12 protein-coding genes are annotated in these 16,528 nt (G+C 72.1%); 8 read left to right on the top strand and 4 right to left on the bottom strand.

Features of this window, described 5'->3' with window-relative positions; all coding sequences use genetic code 11:
• Positions 1–33: 33 nt before the first annotated feature.
• Together ABT403_RS30235 and ABT403_RS30230 are read right to left on the bottom strand one after the other, a co-directional pair.
• Entirely contained in the window at positions 34–417 is a 384-nt protein-coding gene (locus tag ABT403_RS30235) for an HIT domain-containing protein (RefSeq protein WP_344166970.1), read from the bottom strand.
• A gap of 22 nt (positions 418–439) precedes the next feature.
• Positions 440–649 (bottom strand): hypothetical protein, encoded by a 210-nt coding sequence (locus tag ABT403_RS30230; protein ID WP_344166972.1) that lies wholly within the window; start codon positions 647–649, stop codon positions 440–442.
• A 264-nt stretch (positions 650–913) separates the two neighbouring features.
• Between ABT403_RS30230 and ABT403_RS30225 the strand changes: the two genes are divergently transcribed.
• The 4 genes from ABT403_RS30225 (at position 914) to ABT403_RS30210 (ending at position 4,384) form a co-directional block, all read left to right on the top strand.
• Positions 914–1,930: a glycoside hydrolase family 26 protein gene (locus ABT403_RS30225; RefSeq protein WP_344166974.1), complete on the top strand. Its 1,017-nt coding sequence runs from the start codon at positions 914–916 to the stop codon at positions 1,928–1,930.
• A 403-nt stretch (positions 1,931–2,333) separates the two neighbouring features.
• Positions 2,334–2,795, top strand: coding sequence for a C40 family peptidase (locus tag ABT403_RS30220; RefSeq protein WP_425580311.1), 462 nt, complete (start codon positions 2,334–2,336; stop codon positions 2,793–2,795).
• Positions 2,796–3,188: 393 nt separating this feature from the next.
• Positions 3,189–3,425: a chaplin gene (locus ABT403_RS30215; RefSeq protein ID WP_344166976.1), complete on the top strand. Its 237-nt coding sequence runs from the start codon at positions 3,189–3,191 to the stop codon at positions 3,423–3,425.
• A 101-nt stretch (positions 3,426–3,526) separates the two neighbouring features.
• A complete protein-coding gene (locus ABT403_RS30210) occupies positions 3,527–4,384 on the top strand; it encodes a GNAT family N-acetyltransferase (RefSeq protein WP_344166978.1) in 858 nt (285 codons plus the stop codon).
• Between the two features lie 90 nt (positions 4,385–4,474).
• Here the strand turns inward: ABT403_RS30210 and ABT403_RS30205 are convergent, their stop codons facing one another.
• Complete coding sequence (locus tag ABT403_RS30205; RefSeq protein ID WP_344166980.1) at positions 4,475–5,923, bottom strand: amino acid permease; 1,449 nt, start codon at positions 5,921–5,923, stop codon at positions 4,475–4,477.
• Between the two features lie 218 nt (positions 5,924–6,141).
• Entirely contained in the window at positions 6,142–6,978 is an 837-nt protein-coding gene (locus tag ABT403_RS30200; RefSeq protein WP_344166982.1) for an undecaprenyl-diphosphate phosphatase, read from the bottom strand.
• Positions 6,979–7,108: 130 nt separating this feature from the next.
• Between ABT403_RS30200 and ABT403_RS30195 the strand changes: the two genes are divergently transcribed.
• From ABT403_RS30195 to ABT403_RS30180, 4 genes are all read left to right on the top strand, one after another.
• Entirely contained in the window at positions 7,109–7,495 is a 387-nt protein-coding gene (locus tag ABT403_RS30195) for a BlaI/MecI/CopY family transcriptional regulator (RefSeq protein WP_344166984.1), read from the top strand.
• A gap of 16 nt (positions 7,496–7,511) precedes the next feature.
• A complete protein-coding gene (locus tag ABT403_RS30190) occupies positions 7,512–8,444 on the top strand; it encodes a M56 family metallopeptidase (protein ID WP_344166986.1) in 933 nt (310 codons plus the stop codon).
• A gap of 26 nt (positions 8,445–8,470) precedes the next feature.
• A complete protein-coding gene (locus ABT403_RS30185) occupies positions 8,471–8,917 on the top strand; it encodes a GNAT family N-acetyltransferase (protein ID WP_344166988.1) in 447 nt (148 codons plus the stop codon).
• Between the two features lie 302 nt (positions 8,918–9,219).
• Positions 9,220–16,392, top strand: coding sequence for a LamG-like jellyroll fold domain-containing protein (locus ABT403_RS30180; protein ID WP_344166990.1), 7,173 nt, complete (start codon positions 9,220–9,222; stop codon positions 16,390–16,392).
• Positions 16,393–16,528: the final 136 nt, after the last annotated feature.

Genomic DNA, 16,528 nt, shown 5'->3' with positions numbered 1-16,528 from the left:
GCGACTGGCCAGGCCGGCCCGGGCGGTTCCGTGTCAGCTGTCGTCGTGGTGTCCGTACTTCCCTCGGATCTCTTCCGGCTTCTCACCCCGGAAAGTGATGTGCCAGTGCATGTGCTTGGACTCCTGGTAGAGGCCCAGGTTCGTGGTCACTGAGCAGGAGCCGTGCTCGCGTTCGACCCGGGCCGCGACCGCGCGGACCACTCTGACGACCTCTGTCAGCAGGCCCTCGTCCGCCGTGCCGAGGTCGGTGAGGGAAGGGACGTGCGCCTTCGGAACGACCACGATGTGCACGGGGTGAGCGGGGTTGGTGTGCTGGAAGGCCAGTACCCGGTCCGTCTCCATCACCCGTTCGACGGGGACCCTGCCGCTGAGGGCCTGGTTGCAGTAGAAGTCGCTGATGCGCGTGTCGGTCGTCACGGGTCGTCCTTTCATCGGGCGGTCAGGCGCAGGTGTCCGTGTAGTCCCCGTCGGTCGGGGGGCGGCCCACGTCCGCGTGGATCCTGACGAGCACCTCGCCCTCGCTCTCGCCCCGGGCCGGGTGGGGCAGGGCGGGAGCGGTCGAGGGGAACAGGGCGGCGATCTGTGCCGCCGCCTTCAGGGCGGCGGGCTCAAGGCCCCGGATCTCGATGGTGATCACATTCGCACTCATGCCGAAGGGGAGTGGGCCCGGGCCCGGACGGTTCCGGTCGCGGGGACGGCTCACCCGAAGGGACGCGTCGTCCTCCCGCACGGCCCGGGGTTCGGGGCGGGTGGCGGGCGGGCCGGAGGGGGCGGGGTCACCCGGGCGGGCGAGCCGGTGCTGGGCCGGCTCCCGCGAATGGCTCAGGATCGGGGTCCTGGCGGGGCGGGGTGCGCGTGGGGTGTCTAGCGTCGCTGGCAAGCACATCGGTTCCCGAGGCGTGTGGAGACGACGATGTCCCGTAGAGGGCGGTGGATGGCCGGTGCCTGCGCGAGTGTGGCCGCGGTGGCGCTGCTCGCCACCACGGCCCCGGTACCGGCGCCGGTGCCGCGAGGGGCGGGCGGGGGTCAGGGTGGTCCGGGTGTCGCCGTGGGGGCCTATCTGCACTATGGCTCGCCTGGTGTCGACCGGATGCAGGGGCTGTCGCGCTGGCTCGGGGGGACCGAGCTGCGGGCCGGGCACACCTATCTGCCCGGGGACACCTGGGCGAACATCGAGGGTGCGCCCGATTCCCTGCGCAGTTGGGCGCGGTGGCGCAAGGAGCGGCGGGACCGGCTGTTCGTCCTGAACGTGCCCATGTTCGAGGGCAACGAGGCCGACGTCCCCGACGACCGGGTCGCCGAGCTGATCCGCTCCGGCGCCCGGGGGGAGTACGACGGGCACTTCCGGCGGCTGGCGCAGCGCCTGGTGGGCCTGGGGGTGCCGGACACCGTGATCGTGCTCGGCTGGGAGATGAACGGCTTCAACTACACCCACCGGTGCAAGCCGGACCCCGAGAACTGGAAGCGGTACTGGCGGCGTGTCGTGAGCGCCATGCGCTCGGTGGAGGGGCAGCGGTTCCGCTTCGACTTCGCCCCCAACCGCGGTCCGGACGCGATCGGTTGGACCAGCTGTTATCCCGGGGACGACGTGGTCGACGTCATCGGTATGGACTCGTACGACCAGCCTCCGGGGGACTCCTTCGACGAGATGGTCGACCAGCCCTACGGGCTGCGCCGGCACGTCGAGTTCGCGAAGGCGCACCACAAGCGGATCTCGTACCCGGAGTGGGGGCTGTTCCGCAACGGTGACAACCCCGAGTACATGCGGCGGATGCTGGCGTGGATCGCCGAGAACAGGCCGCTGTACCACAGCATCACCGACTACTGCCCGCACGGGGTGTGGCAGTGCGGGGAGAACCCGCGTTCCGCCCGCGTGTTCCGGGAGTTCCTGTCCACCAACCGCAAGGGGCGTCCCGCTCCGCGGCCGTGACGGCTCCGGCGGGCGGGGGTCGCCGGCGTCCTCCGTGAGGGCGGGGCGCGTGTGCGGGGGGATGCCGTCCCAGCCCGGCCTCGGCTTCGCGGCGGGCTGGACGAAGATGAGGCCGGCCGCCGCCTGATTCCGGTGCGGGGACGGCCTTTTCGCGTTTTCCGGCCTGTGTGCGCACCGGGCCCTACCAGGGGTCGTGCCCTTGTCGCGCCGTGCCGCGCTGCGCCGCGCGGGATGCGGATCCGACGGCGGATTGGTCGGACAAAGTGAAGGAATATGATCTCCTATCGCTTTGCCCAACCGAGATATTTCACGCCGTGTCCGACACCGCGCGCATGAACGTTTCGTGCAAAATGGGCGGTCGTCGGGATCCGTAACGCAGTATCTGAATGCGGAGGTATCACGATTGCCTAAAACAAAAAAACGCCGGGAGAGCCATCGCTCTCCGGCCCTGTTCCTCACAGTCTCCGTAACCGCTGCACTGTTCACCCCCGCCGCCCCCGCCCAGGCCGCATCCCTCTACGGGATAAAGGCCGTCGCCGTCGCCGCCTCCAAGAAAGGCGCCCCTTACGTCTACGGCGCCACCGGGCCCAGTGAATTCGACTGTTCGGGCCTCACCCGCTACGCCTTCCGCGCGGCCGGCCGGGACCTCCCCCGCACCGCGGAAGCCCAGTACGAGAGCACCGACCACATCTCGCGCACCCAACGCGCACCAGGGGACCTGGTCTTCTTCCCCACCGGGGGAACCATGAGCCACGTCGGCATCTACGCGGGCCACGACGAGATCTGGCACGCTCCCCGACCCGGCACCCGGGTAAGGCTCGAACGGATCTGGACGGGCGCCGCCCGCTATAGCCGGGCCAATTAGCGAGCCCGGACCGATCCCCGCAAATCCCCTCGCACAATACCCGCGCGCCGGAAAATCAATCGGCGCCACAGCCGCGGGCAACAGCGACCGAAAACGGAAATATCGACTTACGGAGAACCCCGTACGGGAGGGCGTCCGGCGGTCGAGGCACCGTCGCGCACCCTTCGACGCGGGACCGATTCCGCATCGCCCGTCGACGAATGGGCCGATGGATCAATGAATCAGGGGATTGATCGATGAATGAATGGGTAAGGGCTCGGGCCGCCGTCCCGCCGGGGTTACGGAGCCGGGCGCCTTCGGCGCGACACGCCGGTGGTCAGGTGAATACCCGGCACACGGCCCTCGGAGGCGGTGTGATCCAGGTTCGACGTCCGTCATCGACCTTGGAGTGACATGCGTATTCGAACTGCGTTCGCCGCGACCGTGCTGGCCGCCGTCGGCATCCTCGGCGCCACGGGTTCCGCCGTTGCCGACGCCAACGCCAGCGGTGCCGCCATCGGCTCCCCGGGCGTGCTGTCCGGCAACGTCGTCCAGGTGCCGATCCACATCCCGATCAACGTGTGCGGCAACACGATCAACGTGGTCGGCCTGCTCAACCCGGCGGCCGGCAACACCTGCATCAACACCTGATCCGCCCGCGGCCCTCGCGGCCGCACCGACGGTCCCCCTGCCCCGCCCGTTCCACGGGCGGGGCAGGGGCCGTTGTCAGTGGTCGTGGCTAGGCTGGCCGGATGACCGATATGGAGATCGTCGCCGAACGGGGCGCGTGGCGCAGCGGGTTCGAGGAGCGCTTGCTGACCGCCTACCGGGGGGTGGGGTGTTCGGAGCCCGTGGCCCGGGCGCTGCTGGAGCGAGCCGTGCGGGGGATCGACGACTGGACGCTGGCCACGGACGGCACCGGTTGGATAGCCGTGGGGGTGGGTGAGGACAACGGTGTGACCGTGGGCCGGATCCACGATCTGACGGTGGCCGGGCCGCAGGGCCGCGCATGGGCCGAGCGGTGGTGCGCGGAGCGGGGTGCGCGGCGGGTGCAGGTGCGGCTGACCGGCGGGCCGGGGGTTTTCGCCGACTACCCGGTGCGGGGGCAGAACCGGATGCGCGTGGTGGCCGGGCGGCCGGAGCTGCCGCCGGGGCTGACGGTGCGCCGGCTGCGTGAGGAGGAGTACCCGCGGTGGTACGCCCGTGAGGAGGCCGCGTACATCGCGGACATCGTCCGGGCCGGCGCCCTGACGGCTCGGGAGGCCAAGGAGAAGTCCGACCGGGACTTCGCCGAGCACCTCCCCCAGGGCTTCCTGACGCCGGGGCACGCCTTCTACGCGATGGAGGCCGGCGGCCTGGTCGTCGGTACGGGCTGGGTCAACCACGGCTTCCTGCCGGGGGTCACCTTCGGGTTCTCCCTCGAGGTGCACGAGGAGCACCGGGGCAAGGGCTACGGGCGGGCCGCGATGGCCGTCGGCGAGTGGGCCACCCGGCAGGGCGGCGACGAGGCGCTGATGTTCAACGTCTTCGGCGGCAACGAGGTCGCGATGGGCCTGTACGACAGCACCGGCTTCGCCGTCGTGGACGAGTTCCGCTCCATGGATCTCTGAGCCGCGGGCCGAAGGCCCGGGCCCGGCCCGCCACCCGCGCCCCGGCCCGGCAAACGCCCCGGGGCCGGCGGACTCCCGTGCCCCGGCCCGCTATTCGGGCCGGCCCGCTCCGCCCGAGGTGCCCGGTGCGGGCCGGGCGAGCAGGGAGTTGCGGTAGGAGTAGCCGAAGTAGATGACGAGGCCGATCAGGAACCAGACGACGAAGCGGATCCACGTCTCGACGCGCAGGTAGGTGATGAGCCAGATCGAGGCGATGACGCCGACGGCCGGCAGGACGGGCATCAGCGGGGTGCGGAAGGTGCGGGGCAGGTCGGGGCGCCGGTAGCGGAGCACGATGACCGAGGTGCACACGACCGCGAAGGCGAGCAGGATGCCGATGTTGGTGAGTTCGGCGGCCTCGCCGATCGGTACGAAGCCGGCGATGACCGCCGAGGCCACGCCCACGATCCAGGTGACCCGGGTGGGGACGTGGCGGGTCGGGTGCGTCTTGGCGAACCAGCGGGGCAGGAGACCGTCGCGGCTCATGGAGAACCAGACGCGGGTCACGCCGAGCATGAACGTGAACATCACCGTGAGGATGCCGATGATCGCGCCGACGGCGATGACGTCGGCGACGACGGGCAGCCCGGCCGCCTTGAAGGCGCTGGAGAAGCCGCTCTCCGGGTCGATGTCGGTGTACTTCTGCATGCCCGTCAGGACCAGGCAGGCGAGGACGTACAGCACCATGGCGATGGCGAGGGAGTAGATGATCGCGCGGGGCATGTGCCGCTGGGCGTCCTTGGACTCCTCCGCCGCCGTGCTCATCGCGTCGTAGCCGAAGACGGCGAAGAAGACGGTGGCCGCGCCGGTGAAGGCGCCGCCCACCCCGAAGGGGAAGAAGGGGGTGTAGTTGCCGGTCTTGATGTGGAAGAAGCCGACGACGATGACCAGCAGCACCACCAGCACTTTCAGGCCGACCACGACCGTCTCGAAGCGGGCCGCGTTCTTGATGCCGAGGGTGAGCAGGTAGGCGGTGAACAGGCACAGGACGGCCGCGATGAGGTCGAAGCGGTGTCCTTCTCCGGTGCCGGGGGCGCCCAGCATCCAGGTGGGCAGGGAGGCGCCGGTCTCCTCCAGGAGGAAGTTGAAGTATCCGGAGATGCCGATGGCGACCACCGCCACGATGGCCGTGTATTCCAGCAGCAGGTCCCATCCGATGAACCAGCCCGCCACTTCGCCGAGGACGGCGTACCCGTAGGTGTAGGCGGAGCCGGCCTTGGGGATCAGGCCGGCGAACTCCGCGTAGGAGAACGCGGCGGCGGCGCTGGCGATGCCGGCGATGAGGAAGGAGAGGAGCACGGCCGGTCCGGCGACGCCGTTGGCGACGGTTCCGGCGAGGGTGAAGATGCCCGCGCCGATGATGCCGCCGACGCCGATGGCGGTGAGCTGCCACAGGCCGAGGGTGCGGGTGAGGCGTTCGCTGGGGGCGCCTTCGGGCTCTTCGATGTGCTCGATCGGCTTGCGCCGGAATGCTCCCTGCCCCGACCACACGGTGCCCATGCTCCGGGTTCCTTTCCGTCGAGGATGACGAGCACACATCATCCCGGAAGGCCCGTCCGCTGGGAACTAGGCGCTCCGGCCCCGGTCCGGGAGGGTGAAGGAGATCGCCCCCGCACCGCGCGGGCGGCCGGGGGCGGTCGGGGATCGGACGGCCGGGGATCAGGCGGCCGGGGATCAGGCGGGCGGGGGGGGACCGGGGCGGAGGGACCGGGGAGGGGTCAGGCGTGCAGGACGCCCGTGCCGAGGAGGCCGAAGAGGAGCAGGCCGACGACGATGCGGTAGGCGACGAAGGCGTTGAAGGAGTGCTTGGCGACGAACTTCAGCAGCCAGGCGATCGAGGCGTAGGCGATGCCGAACGAGACGACGGTGCCGACGATCAGCGGGAGGGTGTCCACGCCGGCGCCGAGGGCGTCCTTGAGCTCGTACAGGCCCGCGCCGGTCAGTGCCGGGATGCCGAGGAAGAAGGACAGGCGGGTGGCCGCGACGCGCTCCAGGTCGAGGATGAGGCCGGTGGACATGGTGGCGCCGGAGCGGGAGAAGCCGGGGAAGAGCAGGGCGAGGATCTGCGAGGAGCCGACCAGCATGGCGTCCTTGAGGGAGGTGTCGTCCTCGCCGCGCTTGTGGCGGCCCATCTGGTCGGCCGCCCACATCAGGCCGCTGCCGACGATGAGCGAGCCGGCGACCACCCACAGGGAGGCCAGGGGGCCCTCGATCAGGGGCTTGGCCGCGAGGCCGACGACGACGATCGGGATCGTGGCGTAGATGACCCACCAGGCGAACTTGTAGTCGTGGTGGTAGCGCTCCTCGCGGTTGGCCAGCCCCCGCCCCCAGGCGGTGACGATCCGGGCGATGTCCTTGTAGAAGTAGGTCAGGACCGCCGCGATGGCGCCGACCTGGATGACGGCGGTGAAGGCGACGACGGACTTGTCGTCGACGGGGATGCCCATCAGCCCTTCGGTGATCTTGAGGTGGCCGGTGGAGGAGACCGGCAGGAACTCCGTCACCCCCTCCACGACGCCCAGGACCACGGCCTGTCCCACACTGATCGCGCTCACGTGCCTTCACCTTCGGTTGGTTGAACGGGCATCGGGCGTCCCGAGCGGACGCACGCGACGCACAGAGTAACTTCTATTCGCGAATAGAAGTTACTCTGGACCCCGGACGCAGGACGGAAGGAGGCCGACGGTGGCCGCGAGCGAGGAACCGCCGGGCCGCGGCGGCGGACGCCGGGCGAACGGGGCCCTGGAGAACGAGGTCATCGGCGTACTGCACGGCGCCGGCCGGGCCCTCACCCCGGGCGAGGTGGCCGGACGCCTCACCGCCTCCCCCACCCACACCACGGTCGCCACCACCCTGGCCCGGCTGCACGCGCGCGGCGTCCTGGAGCGCACCCCGCGCGGACGCAGCTACGCCTACGCGCCGGTCACCGACGAGCCGGGGCTCACGGCCCGGCAGATGCGGCAGGTCATGGAGGGCGGCAGCGACCGCGCCTCGGTCCTGACCCGTTTCGTCGACGAGCTGTCCGACGACGACGAGGACCTGTTGCGCCGCCTGCTGGGCACCGAGGGATAGGGCGGCGTCACCGGCGATGCACCTGGCCGTCTACCTCCCCCTGCTCTTCCCCGCGCTGGCCGGGCTCAGCGCCGAACCGCTGGCGCGCCGGCTGGAACCCCGGCTGGCGACCTGGCTGCTGACCGCGTCCGGCCTGCTGCTGGCCGCCTCCGGCACCCTGGTCCTGGGCCTGCTCGCGCTGGCCGGACTGGTGCGCATCCCGCTCGTCGACACCCTCAAGGGGTACTCGCCCGAGGTGATCGCCCGGCAGGACCCGGCTGCCTGGCCGGCCGCGCTCGCGGGCGCCGTCCTGCTCGCCCTCGCCGTCCTCGCCGCCGTCCGGCTGGCCGCGCGGCGGGCCGGCGCGCTGTGGTCCGTCGCGCTGGAGGCCGCCTGTCTGCCGGGCCCCGGGCCGGTGGTCGTCACCGACGACCCGGGGGCCGACGCGTACGCGATGCCCGGCCTGCCCGGCCGGATCGTCATCTCCCACGGCATGCTCGACGCCCTCGACCCGGCCGGGCACGAGATCCTGCTCAGCCACGAACGCGCCCATCTGCGCCACCACCACTACGCGTTCGTCTCCCTGACCCAGCTGGCCGCCGCCGCCAACCCGCTGCTGCGGCCACTGGCCGGCGCGGTCGCCTACACCGTCGAGCGCTGGGCGGACGAGCACGCCGCCCGGCACACCGGGAACCGCCGCGCCGTCGCCGAGACCGTCGCCCGGGCCGCGATCGCCGCCAAGCACGGCGGCGGACGGGGGTTCAGCCCGGCTGCCGCCCTCGCCTTCCTCGGCCGCCGCCCCCGGCCCGGCATGGTCCCCCGCCGTGTCGCCGCCCTCCTCGCTCCCCCGCCCCAGAGCCGCCCCCTGCTCCTCGCCGCCGCGGCGGCGCTGCTGGCCGCGACCGGCCTGTGCGCGCTCGAAGCGGCCCTGGACCTCCACCGGTTCCTGGAGCTCGCGCACACCCGTTGAGCCGGGCGGACCCTTACCGTGGCCCCATGAAGATCATCGACCTGGAGCCCGGCGACGCCCGGCTCGTCTCCGACCTGCTGCCCGTCCTGCGCGAACTGCGGCCGCACCTCACCCCCGCCCTCTTCGAGGAGGTCTACACCGAGGGGCACCCGCAGGGGCTGCGGTTCAGCGCCGCCTACGACGCCGACGGCAGGTGCGTCGGGGCCGCCGGCTGGCGGATCGTCGCGGGCACCTGCGACCTCCGCAAGCTGTACGTGGACGACCTCGTCACCGCGGCGCAAAACCGCTCCACCGGCGTCGGGCGGGGGCTGCTCGCCTACCTCGAGGACCGCGCCCGCGAGGCCGGCTGCCGCCTGCTCGACCTCGACTCGGGCACCCAGCGCACGTCGGCGCACCGCTTCTACTTCCGCGAGCGGATGGGCGTCATGGCCTTCCACTTCGGCAAGGAGCTCGACGCGGGGCCCGACCACTGACGCCGCCCGGCGGCGCGGCAAGGGCCGCCGCCTCTCGGGGTGGCGGCCCTTGCCCTGTCGGCAGGGGTTCCGGAAGGAGGTGATCAGCCATCGAACAACGTGGCTCAAACCCAAGGTCACCTGTCCAGATGACACCTCGTTCAGCCAACCTCAGGGCATCCCCCCTGGCCCGGGAAGGAGCCGCACCCCGATGCAGTGGATCTTTCCCGCCATCCTGGATCCGACCGCGGTGACGGTGCGTGTCACGGGGGAGGGTCGCCGCTGAGAGGGCCGCGCGGTCCTCCAGGAGGGAATCGCCACCCGTGGCCACCGAACGACCCGCCGGCAGCAGGCTGAAGACCTACAGCGACCGCACCTACGTCCACACCACGATGGTGCGGCATCAGGGCACCGTGATCGCCTTCGCCCTCGACGAGGAGCGCCGCCTCCACTACAGCGTCCTCGACCTCGACTCCAAGGCCGCCCCGGCCCACGAGGACGACGGCATCGGCCACGCCGACCTCGACGTCCGCCACTGGGCGGACGACCCGCGCCCACTGCCGTTCCCCTCCGAGATCGCCCGCGCGGGCGCGGCCGTGGTCGGAGCCGAGCCGCTGCCCCGGGTCCGCCTCGGCGGGCGGGTGGAGCTGGGTGCCGACGAGGTGGTGCCGGACGACGAGGTGGACCCGCTGCGCTCCTCCACCGGCCGCCTCACCGCCGCCACCCCGTTCCAGGTGGTCTCCGACGGCCGCCACGTGTTCGTCTTCCGGCAGGCCGTCGGCGCCGGCCACGCGGACGCCGTCCGCCGCACCGCCGAGGGCCGGCTGACGGGCGCGGCGGCCACCGGCGGGAAGCAGAACGCCGCCGTCGCGCCGGACGCCCTGCTCTGCGACCGGTTCGTACTCGCCGGATCCGAGCTGCGCCCCGTCCAGGAGGTCCGCTACCGCCGCAGCCGGCACCGTACCGAGCCGGCGACGGCGAAGGACTCGCTCGGCACGTCGGACATGGACGACAAGCCGTTCCACGAGCCCACGCAGGAGGTGGGCTTCGTCGGCGCGCTGACGGAGGGGCGGTTCTCCGTCCTGCTGCTCCCGACGATCATCGCGAACACGCGGCGCTGGCAGTTCTTCGTCCACAACGCGGCCTCGGGGCGGATCGACGCCGTCAACGTCGGGCAGGCGCAGGACGGCCTCTTCGACACCCAGGGCGGCCGGCTGTGGACCAGCCCGGACCCTGAGCACCGGGACTCCGTACTCGAACGCAACCCCGGCACCTGCCCGTTCAGCAAGCAGCCGCTGATCCCCGTCGTCCCCGAGCCGGAGTTCGCGGAGTCCGCGCTGCGGTTCACCGGCGCGACGAACGCCTACCGCGGTGAGGCCACGGCCCCCACGGGGCTGGGCACGGGCGCCTACACCGTCGAGGCGTGGATCCGGCGGGACGCGGCCGGTGGCACGATCCTCTCCACGGGCCCGGCCGGCGTCACCCTCGCCGTCACGATCGCGGGCGCCCTCACCCTGACCCACGCGACCGCCCCCGCCGTCACGACGGCCGACGACCTGGTCCCCGTCGGGGAGTACACGCACGTGGCCGCCGTCCACGACGGCACCGGAGCCACGCTCTTCGTCAACGGCGGCGCGGTCAAGGCCGAGGCGCTCGCCCCCCTCACGGCCGCGGGGACCACCCTCGTCCTCGGCGCCACGAGCCCCGCGGAGGGGCGTCTGTCCGCAACCCTGGACGAGGTCCGCGTCTGGTCCCGGGCCAGACTGGCAGCGCGGATCGCCGAAACCCTGGGGCAGCGGCTGATCGGGGACGAACCCCAGCTCACGGCCTACTACCGGTTCGACGAGGCCGGCGGCGCCACCGCCTACGACCAGAGCCCGCGCGCCGCGCACGCCACGCTCAAGGGGGCCGCGCCGCAGTGGGTGAGCTCGGACGCGCCGATCGCCGACTCCCCCGGCATCCGCCGGGACTCCTTCGCGGTCACGGGCCGCACGGTCTCGGGCGGTCTGTCCGCCGCGCTCTACCAGCAGCAGGAGCAGGGCACGACGGGCAGCGGGGCGGTCCGCCCGCTCAAGCGACAGGCCCGCGTCCTGCTGACGTGGCGCAGCAGCGCCACGGGCGACAAGGCGGGGGCGGCGGGCCGGATCGCCACGCTGGACCTGGCGGTCGGCCGGGACGGGCGGCTCGCTCAGCTCCCGGACGTGGTCGACCTGCCGGTCGTCGGTGAGACCGTCGAGCGGGTCGACCCTGCCGAGGAGAACACGCTCAAGGCCGAGCTGGTCAAGCTCCGCAAGGACCTGAAGGACGTCAGGCGCGCGAAGGGGGATTTCGACGCGGACGTCGCCGACCCGAGCCGGGTCTGGAACGACCTCCGCTCCGCGTTCCGCGAGACGTCCTCACTGGTGCTGGACAGGAGGGACGCGCAGTGCGTGGTCTACGGCGAAGAGAGCCGTTCGCCGTACGCACACCATCGGGCGGTGCGGTTCGCCGACGGGGCCGCGACGGCCGGCCGGCCGGTCCTCCATCACCTCACGGCGAAGGCCGGCACCGGATCCGGGCGGTTCGTGCCGACCCTGGCCGGCGGGCCCGCCGACCCCGACGACACGGCCGACACCTGGACCCTGTCGGTGTCGGTGGGAATGAGCCTCTCCTCGTCCACCGTCTCGTACGCGTGCGCCCTCCGGAACGTGCGCGCCGGCGAGTACCTCACGACCGTGAAGGAGTCGGAGGGCTTCGCCGCCGCCTTCGCCGACAAGGCAGGCATGTGGATGCCGGTCGAGAAGCTCGGGGGGACGCCGGCCGGCGTCTGCCTCAGCGGAACCCTGAGCCAGATGTTCGGGATCGGGGGGCAGCGCCTCTACTGGACCGGCCGGTCACTGGCGGCGGAAGCCGTTCAGGCCCGGGTCCCGGTGTGGGGACAGAGCTCCCTGACCTTCTACGCGGTGCCCGCCAAGCCCACCGGTGACGCCGAGACCGCCGCCGTGGCCAAGGTGACCGCCGCGCTCGCACGCCTCTCCGCCGTCGAGGGCAGGGAGGCCGCGCTGGCGAAGTGGAACGAGGAGATCCAGCGCCTGGAGACCGAGATCGGCAAGAAGGAGGCGCGGCTCGGGCAGATCACCGACGGGACGAAGGGCCGCAGCACCAGGGCCCTCCCCATGGTGGGCCTCGGCCAGGACCGGCTCGGTCTGGGCTGGTCGGGGGCCCTGCTCGGGTTCGCCTCCGCCGCCGGTTCCCCGTTCATCACCGCGGGCGGCACCGGCCACCTCGGCCTCTACTTCCGCGACGACCAGCAGGCCCTCACGGGCGTGTTCTACGACACGAACGTGGACCGGTCCTCCCGGAAGCTGACCGCGTCCGACGACACCGAGGTGCTGCTGACCGCCCAGGACGCCGGGGTGGACCTGGCCGACGTGACGATCGCGGTCACGGCCTGCGAGCCCGCCGTCGCCGGCCGGTGCACCCTGACCCTGACCCTCCGGGAGAAGCCGAAGGAGCAGGCGGCGGGGGCGACGGGGACCCCCGAGCCCGGCAGGGTCCTCGACACCGAGACCTGGCGGCTGCTGCCGCGCGACGCGGAACAGCTGGCCGCCGCGCTCAACGGCCGCCGCTCCCGGCCCGTCGAGATCGGCACCGTGTCCTTCGCCAAGGAGAACGTGCTCACGCTGAAGACCAAGGCCGCCGCGCCGCTCGCCGCCGGCGACCTGGTGACCGTCGGCGACGCCGCCTACGCCGTCTCCGAGGCCGTGACCACCGACGGCACCGAGGTCCGGCTGCACCTGCCCGACCCGGCGCCGGCGATCGCGGCCGACACACCCGTGCGCCTGGTCTCGTACGCTCCGGTGCTGGTCTCGCACGCGCGGCCCGGCGGCCATGCCCGTTACGGCTCCCGCTATGTGACGGCCGCTCTCGCCAACAAGGCCGGCACGGCCATCGGCGACGTGGCGGACGGCACGGCGGAGGCCCTCGGTTCCGCGCAGCCGCCCTCCTGGTGGAGCGACCTGCCCGGCCGTGCCCTCACGTTCGCGGCCGACACCACCCCGCCCGAGCTGCCCGCCGGGGACGAGCACCTGTCCTCCGCCCGGCTGGCCGACAACCTGACGGTCGAGGCGTGGGTGAAGCCGGCCGCCGGCACCAGCGCCGAGGACACCCGGCGGATCGTGCACGTCAACACCGGTTCGGCTGCCGCCGATTCGCAGTTCACCCTGGCCTTCGGGCCGGCGGCCGGCAAGCGGGCGACGGGCGGGCGGGCTCTGATCGCGGGCGTCGGCGACCGCTTCGTCACCTCCGCCGCCACCGTCCCCGTCGACCGGTGGACGCACGTCGCCGCGGCCTACGAGCAGTCCTGGGCGCTGACGTTCGCGAACGGCGTGTACGCGCAGGCCCCGCACGCCTCGGACCTGAACATCGGCCGGGACCTCACCCTGGAGGTGTTCCTGCGCACCGGCAGTCTGTCGAAGGCGCAGGGGGTCCTGTCGAAGGGCCGGATCGACGACGGGCGCGGCCGGAGGGTTCCGTACCAGCTGGGCATCGGCACCGACGGGAAGCTGGTCTTCTCCTTCGAGGGCCGGGACGGCACGCGGATCGTGCACACCTCCGACAAGAAGGTCACGGCGGGCACCTTCCACCGGATCGCGGTGGTGCGCAAGCTGGGCGACTCCCGGGAGGAGAAGAAGAGCAGCCGCACGACGGAGATGACCGTCGGCGGTGCGCTCACTCCGGTGGCGATGGACGTCATCGAGTCGATCGTGGTCCGCCAGTGGACGGAGATCTCCTTCCACATCGACGGGGAGGCGGCCGGTACCACCCGCTACGACGACGCGCCGGAGCTCTCGCACCCCGGCCCGCTGGAGATCGGCCGGGCCCGGCGGGGCTCGGCCGTCGAGTCCTTCACGGGTGAGATCAGCGAGGTGCGCATCTGGAACGTGCCCCGGGCGGCGAAGGACCTGGGGGTGGACATCCCGTTCGCGGTGGAGGCCCCCGGAGCCGACGAGCCGGGTTCGGTCGAGGCTTCCGTGCGGCCCAAGGGGCTGGTGGCGCACTGGCGGTTCGAGGAGAACGAGGGCAACGCGGCCAAGGACGACTCCGGGAGCCACGTCGCCCGCCTCCACGGCGCGAAGTGGACGAGGAACCCGGACCCGAGGGGCAGCCGGCTCCGGCTGTACGTGGACGGGCGGGCCACCGAGGTCACGCCCACCGCGGCCGCGAGTGCCCCGGCGGCGGGCGCGTACGGACCGGCGCAGGTGACCGTCGGCGGGCGCCGCGACGACTCCGGGGCCGCCGACCGCTATCAGGGCGTGCTGGAGGAGGTACGGCTGTGGCGCACCGCCCGGACGGAGGAGCAGCTCCTCGACAACATGTTCGGCCGGCTGACGGGTGATGCCGCCGACCTGATCGCCTACTACCCGTTCGACGACGAGTCGACGACGGCCGACGCGACGACGCTGCGGGACCACGGCCCGCGCGCCCTCCACCTGGCGCTTGCCGCCGACACGGATTCCCGTCCGGCCCCTTTGATGTCCACGGCCCCGATCTCCTCCGAGACCCCGGAGGTCCGGCCGGTCTTCGTGACCGGGCAGGACCGGTTCGTGCAGACGATCGGCGCGACGCCGGCCGTCGCCGAGTACGCGGACCTGCAGCGGCTGTCGGACCGTTCCAGCAGGGGTGTGCTCAAGCGGGCGTACGCGTACGTCCAGGACGGGACCTGGAACCTGATCACCGGGTACAAGCTGGGCGACCTGGTCTCCGAGTGGGTGGGCCAGGCCCAGTTCGCGCCCCAGTTGATGGGGTACATCGAGGGGGCGCCGCCGATCCCGGCCGAGAACCTGATCGCCACCAACGCCGCCGGAGCGCAGAACTACATCAACGCGACGACGGTCGAGTTCAAGCAGGCCGACGGGGTGGTGCAGACGCTCACCTCCGGCAGTGAGAAGAGCATCGACCGGGCGACGACGGCGAAGCTGTCCTACGAGGCCGGTGGACCCGACACCCTGTGGATCACCGCTCCGCTGGGTGTCGGTACCGCCACTCCCCTCTCCGACGTGGACTTCTCCGTCGAGGGCGGTATCGCCTTCGAGTTCGGGTTCGGCTGGGGCGACGAGACGAGCGTTTCGCAGGGTCAGGAGACCGAGCGCGCCACGATGATCGGGCTCAGCGGCGGCTGGGAGGCCGAGCCCACCGATCCGGCGGAGAGGCAGGCGTTCATCGACGGCGGCGGTCGCCGGTTCGCCCCGTCCAACACCGGTTACGCGCTGGTGCAGTCGGAGACGGCCGACGTGTTCGCGCTGCGGGTGGCGCACAGCGGGGCGGTGGTCTCGTACCGGATGCTGCCGAACCCGGACGTCCCGCGTGACTGGAACCTCGTCCCCTTCAAGATCAACCCGCGCTATGTGAAGCAGGGCACCCTCGACGGGCGCGCCGGCTACACCAAGGAGGGGGAGAGCTGGAAGCTGCGGCTGGACTCGGACTACGAGGAGGCCGCCGACTACGGCGAGTACAGCTACTACAAGCCGCGGGAGGCCTACCGTCTCAAGCGGCGGATCGTGGAGGACCAGCAGCGGCGGCAGGCCTTCTACGAGGCCGTCGACCCGCGCAACCCCTTCTCCGACCCGACGGCGGCGGTGGCCCGTGAGCTGGTGAGCCGGTTCACCGGACCGATCCCGGGGCCGCGCAAGGACAAGGAGAAGCAGCAGCGTGACGCGGCGGGCCTGGCGCGCCGGGACATCGTCAACACCTACGTGTGGTCGGCGGACGGCGGGTTCTTCGCCGAGAGCACGGGCACCACGGACGTGGTGACGGAGACGACGAGCGGCTCGTACCACTTCAACGGGCTGGCCTCGGTGGGCCTGTCCACCAGCTTCGAGATCTTCGGCGTGGGCCTGGGCTTCCAGGCGGAGACCTCGCTCGGCGGCAGCATCACCCGCAGCCGCTCGACGAGCAAGGAGTCCACGCGCTCCTTCAGTCTGGACGTGGCCGTCGACACGCCCGGGGACATGCAGAAGTACGACAAGGACTTCAAGCCGGTCTTCGACGCCGAGGGCAACGCGGTGGAGATCCCCGGACGGGTGGACGCGTACCGGTTCATGACCTTCTACCTGGACGCGGACCGGGACAACTTCGAGGACTTCTACGGCAAGGTCGTGGACTCCGCGTGGCTGGACTCCGGGGACCGCAACGCCCTCGCCCTCAAGCAGGCTCAGCAGGCGGACCACAAGCCGCCGTGCTGGCGGGTGCTGCACCGGGTCACCTTCGTCAGCCGGAAGCTTCCGGCGGTGGAGGAGGAGATCAGCGGCGTGCTGGAGAAGACCATGCGCGGTGCCGACGTCGGCAGCAACTACGAGCTGGTGCGGCGCCTCGACCCGTACGTGGACCCGGCGGTCGTGGACCGGGACGAGCTGCGGCGGCAGGTGGAGGCCGGGATCCGGCGGGCCCTGCCGGAGCTGGTGCCGTACCGGGAGACGATCGTCAGCCTGTTCGCGGACTACCGCGACGTCCACTGACGTGAACGCCGGGGGCCGCCCCGCCCGGATCCGTGCGCGGACCGGGCGGGGCGGCCCCCGCCGCCCGGGGGGGGGAGGCCGCCGGGGGGGGGAGGGGTGGGAACAACTAAGGAAGGGACTCAGCGACAAGAGGCGT

This window comes from Streptomyces sp. NPDC000075 (assembly GCF_040301925.1).
GTDB classification, from domain to species: domain Bacteria; phylum Actinomycetota; class Actinomycetes; order Streptomycetales; family Streptomycetaceae; genus Streptomyces; species Streptomyces polychromogenes.
Note: the sequence above shows the minus strand (reverse complement) of the source record. Positions and strands in the feature narration are given on the sequence as shown.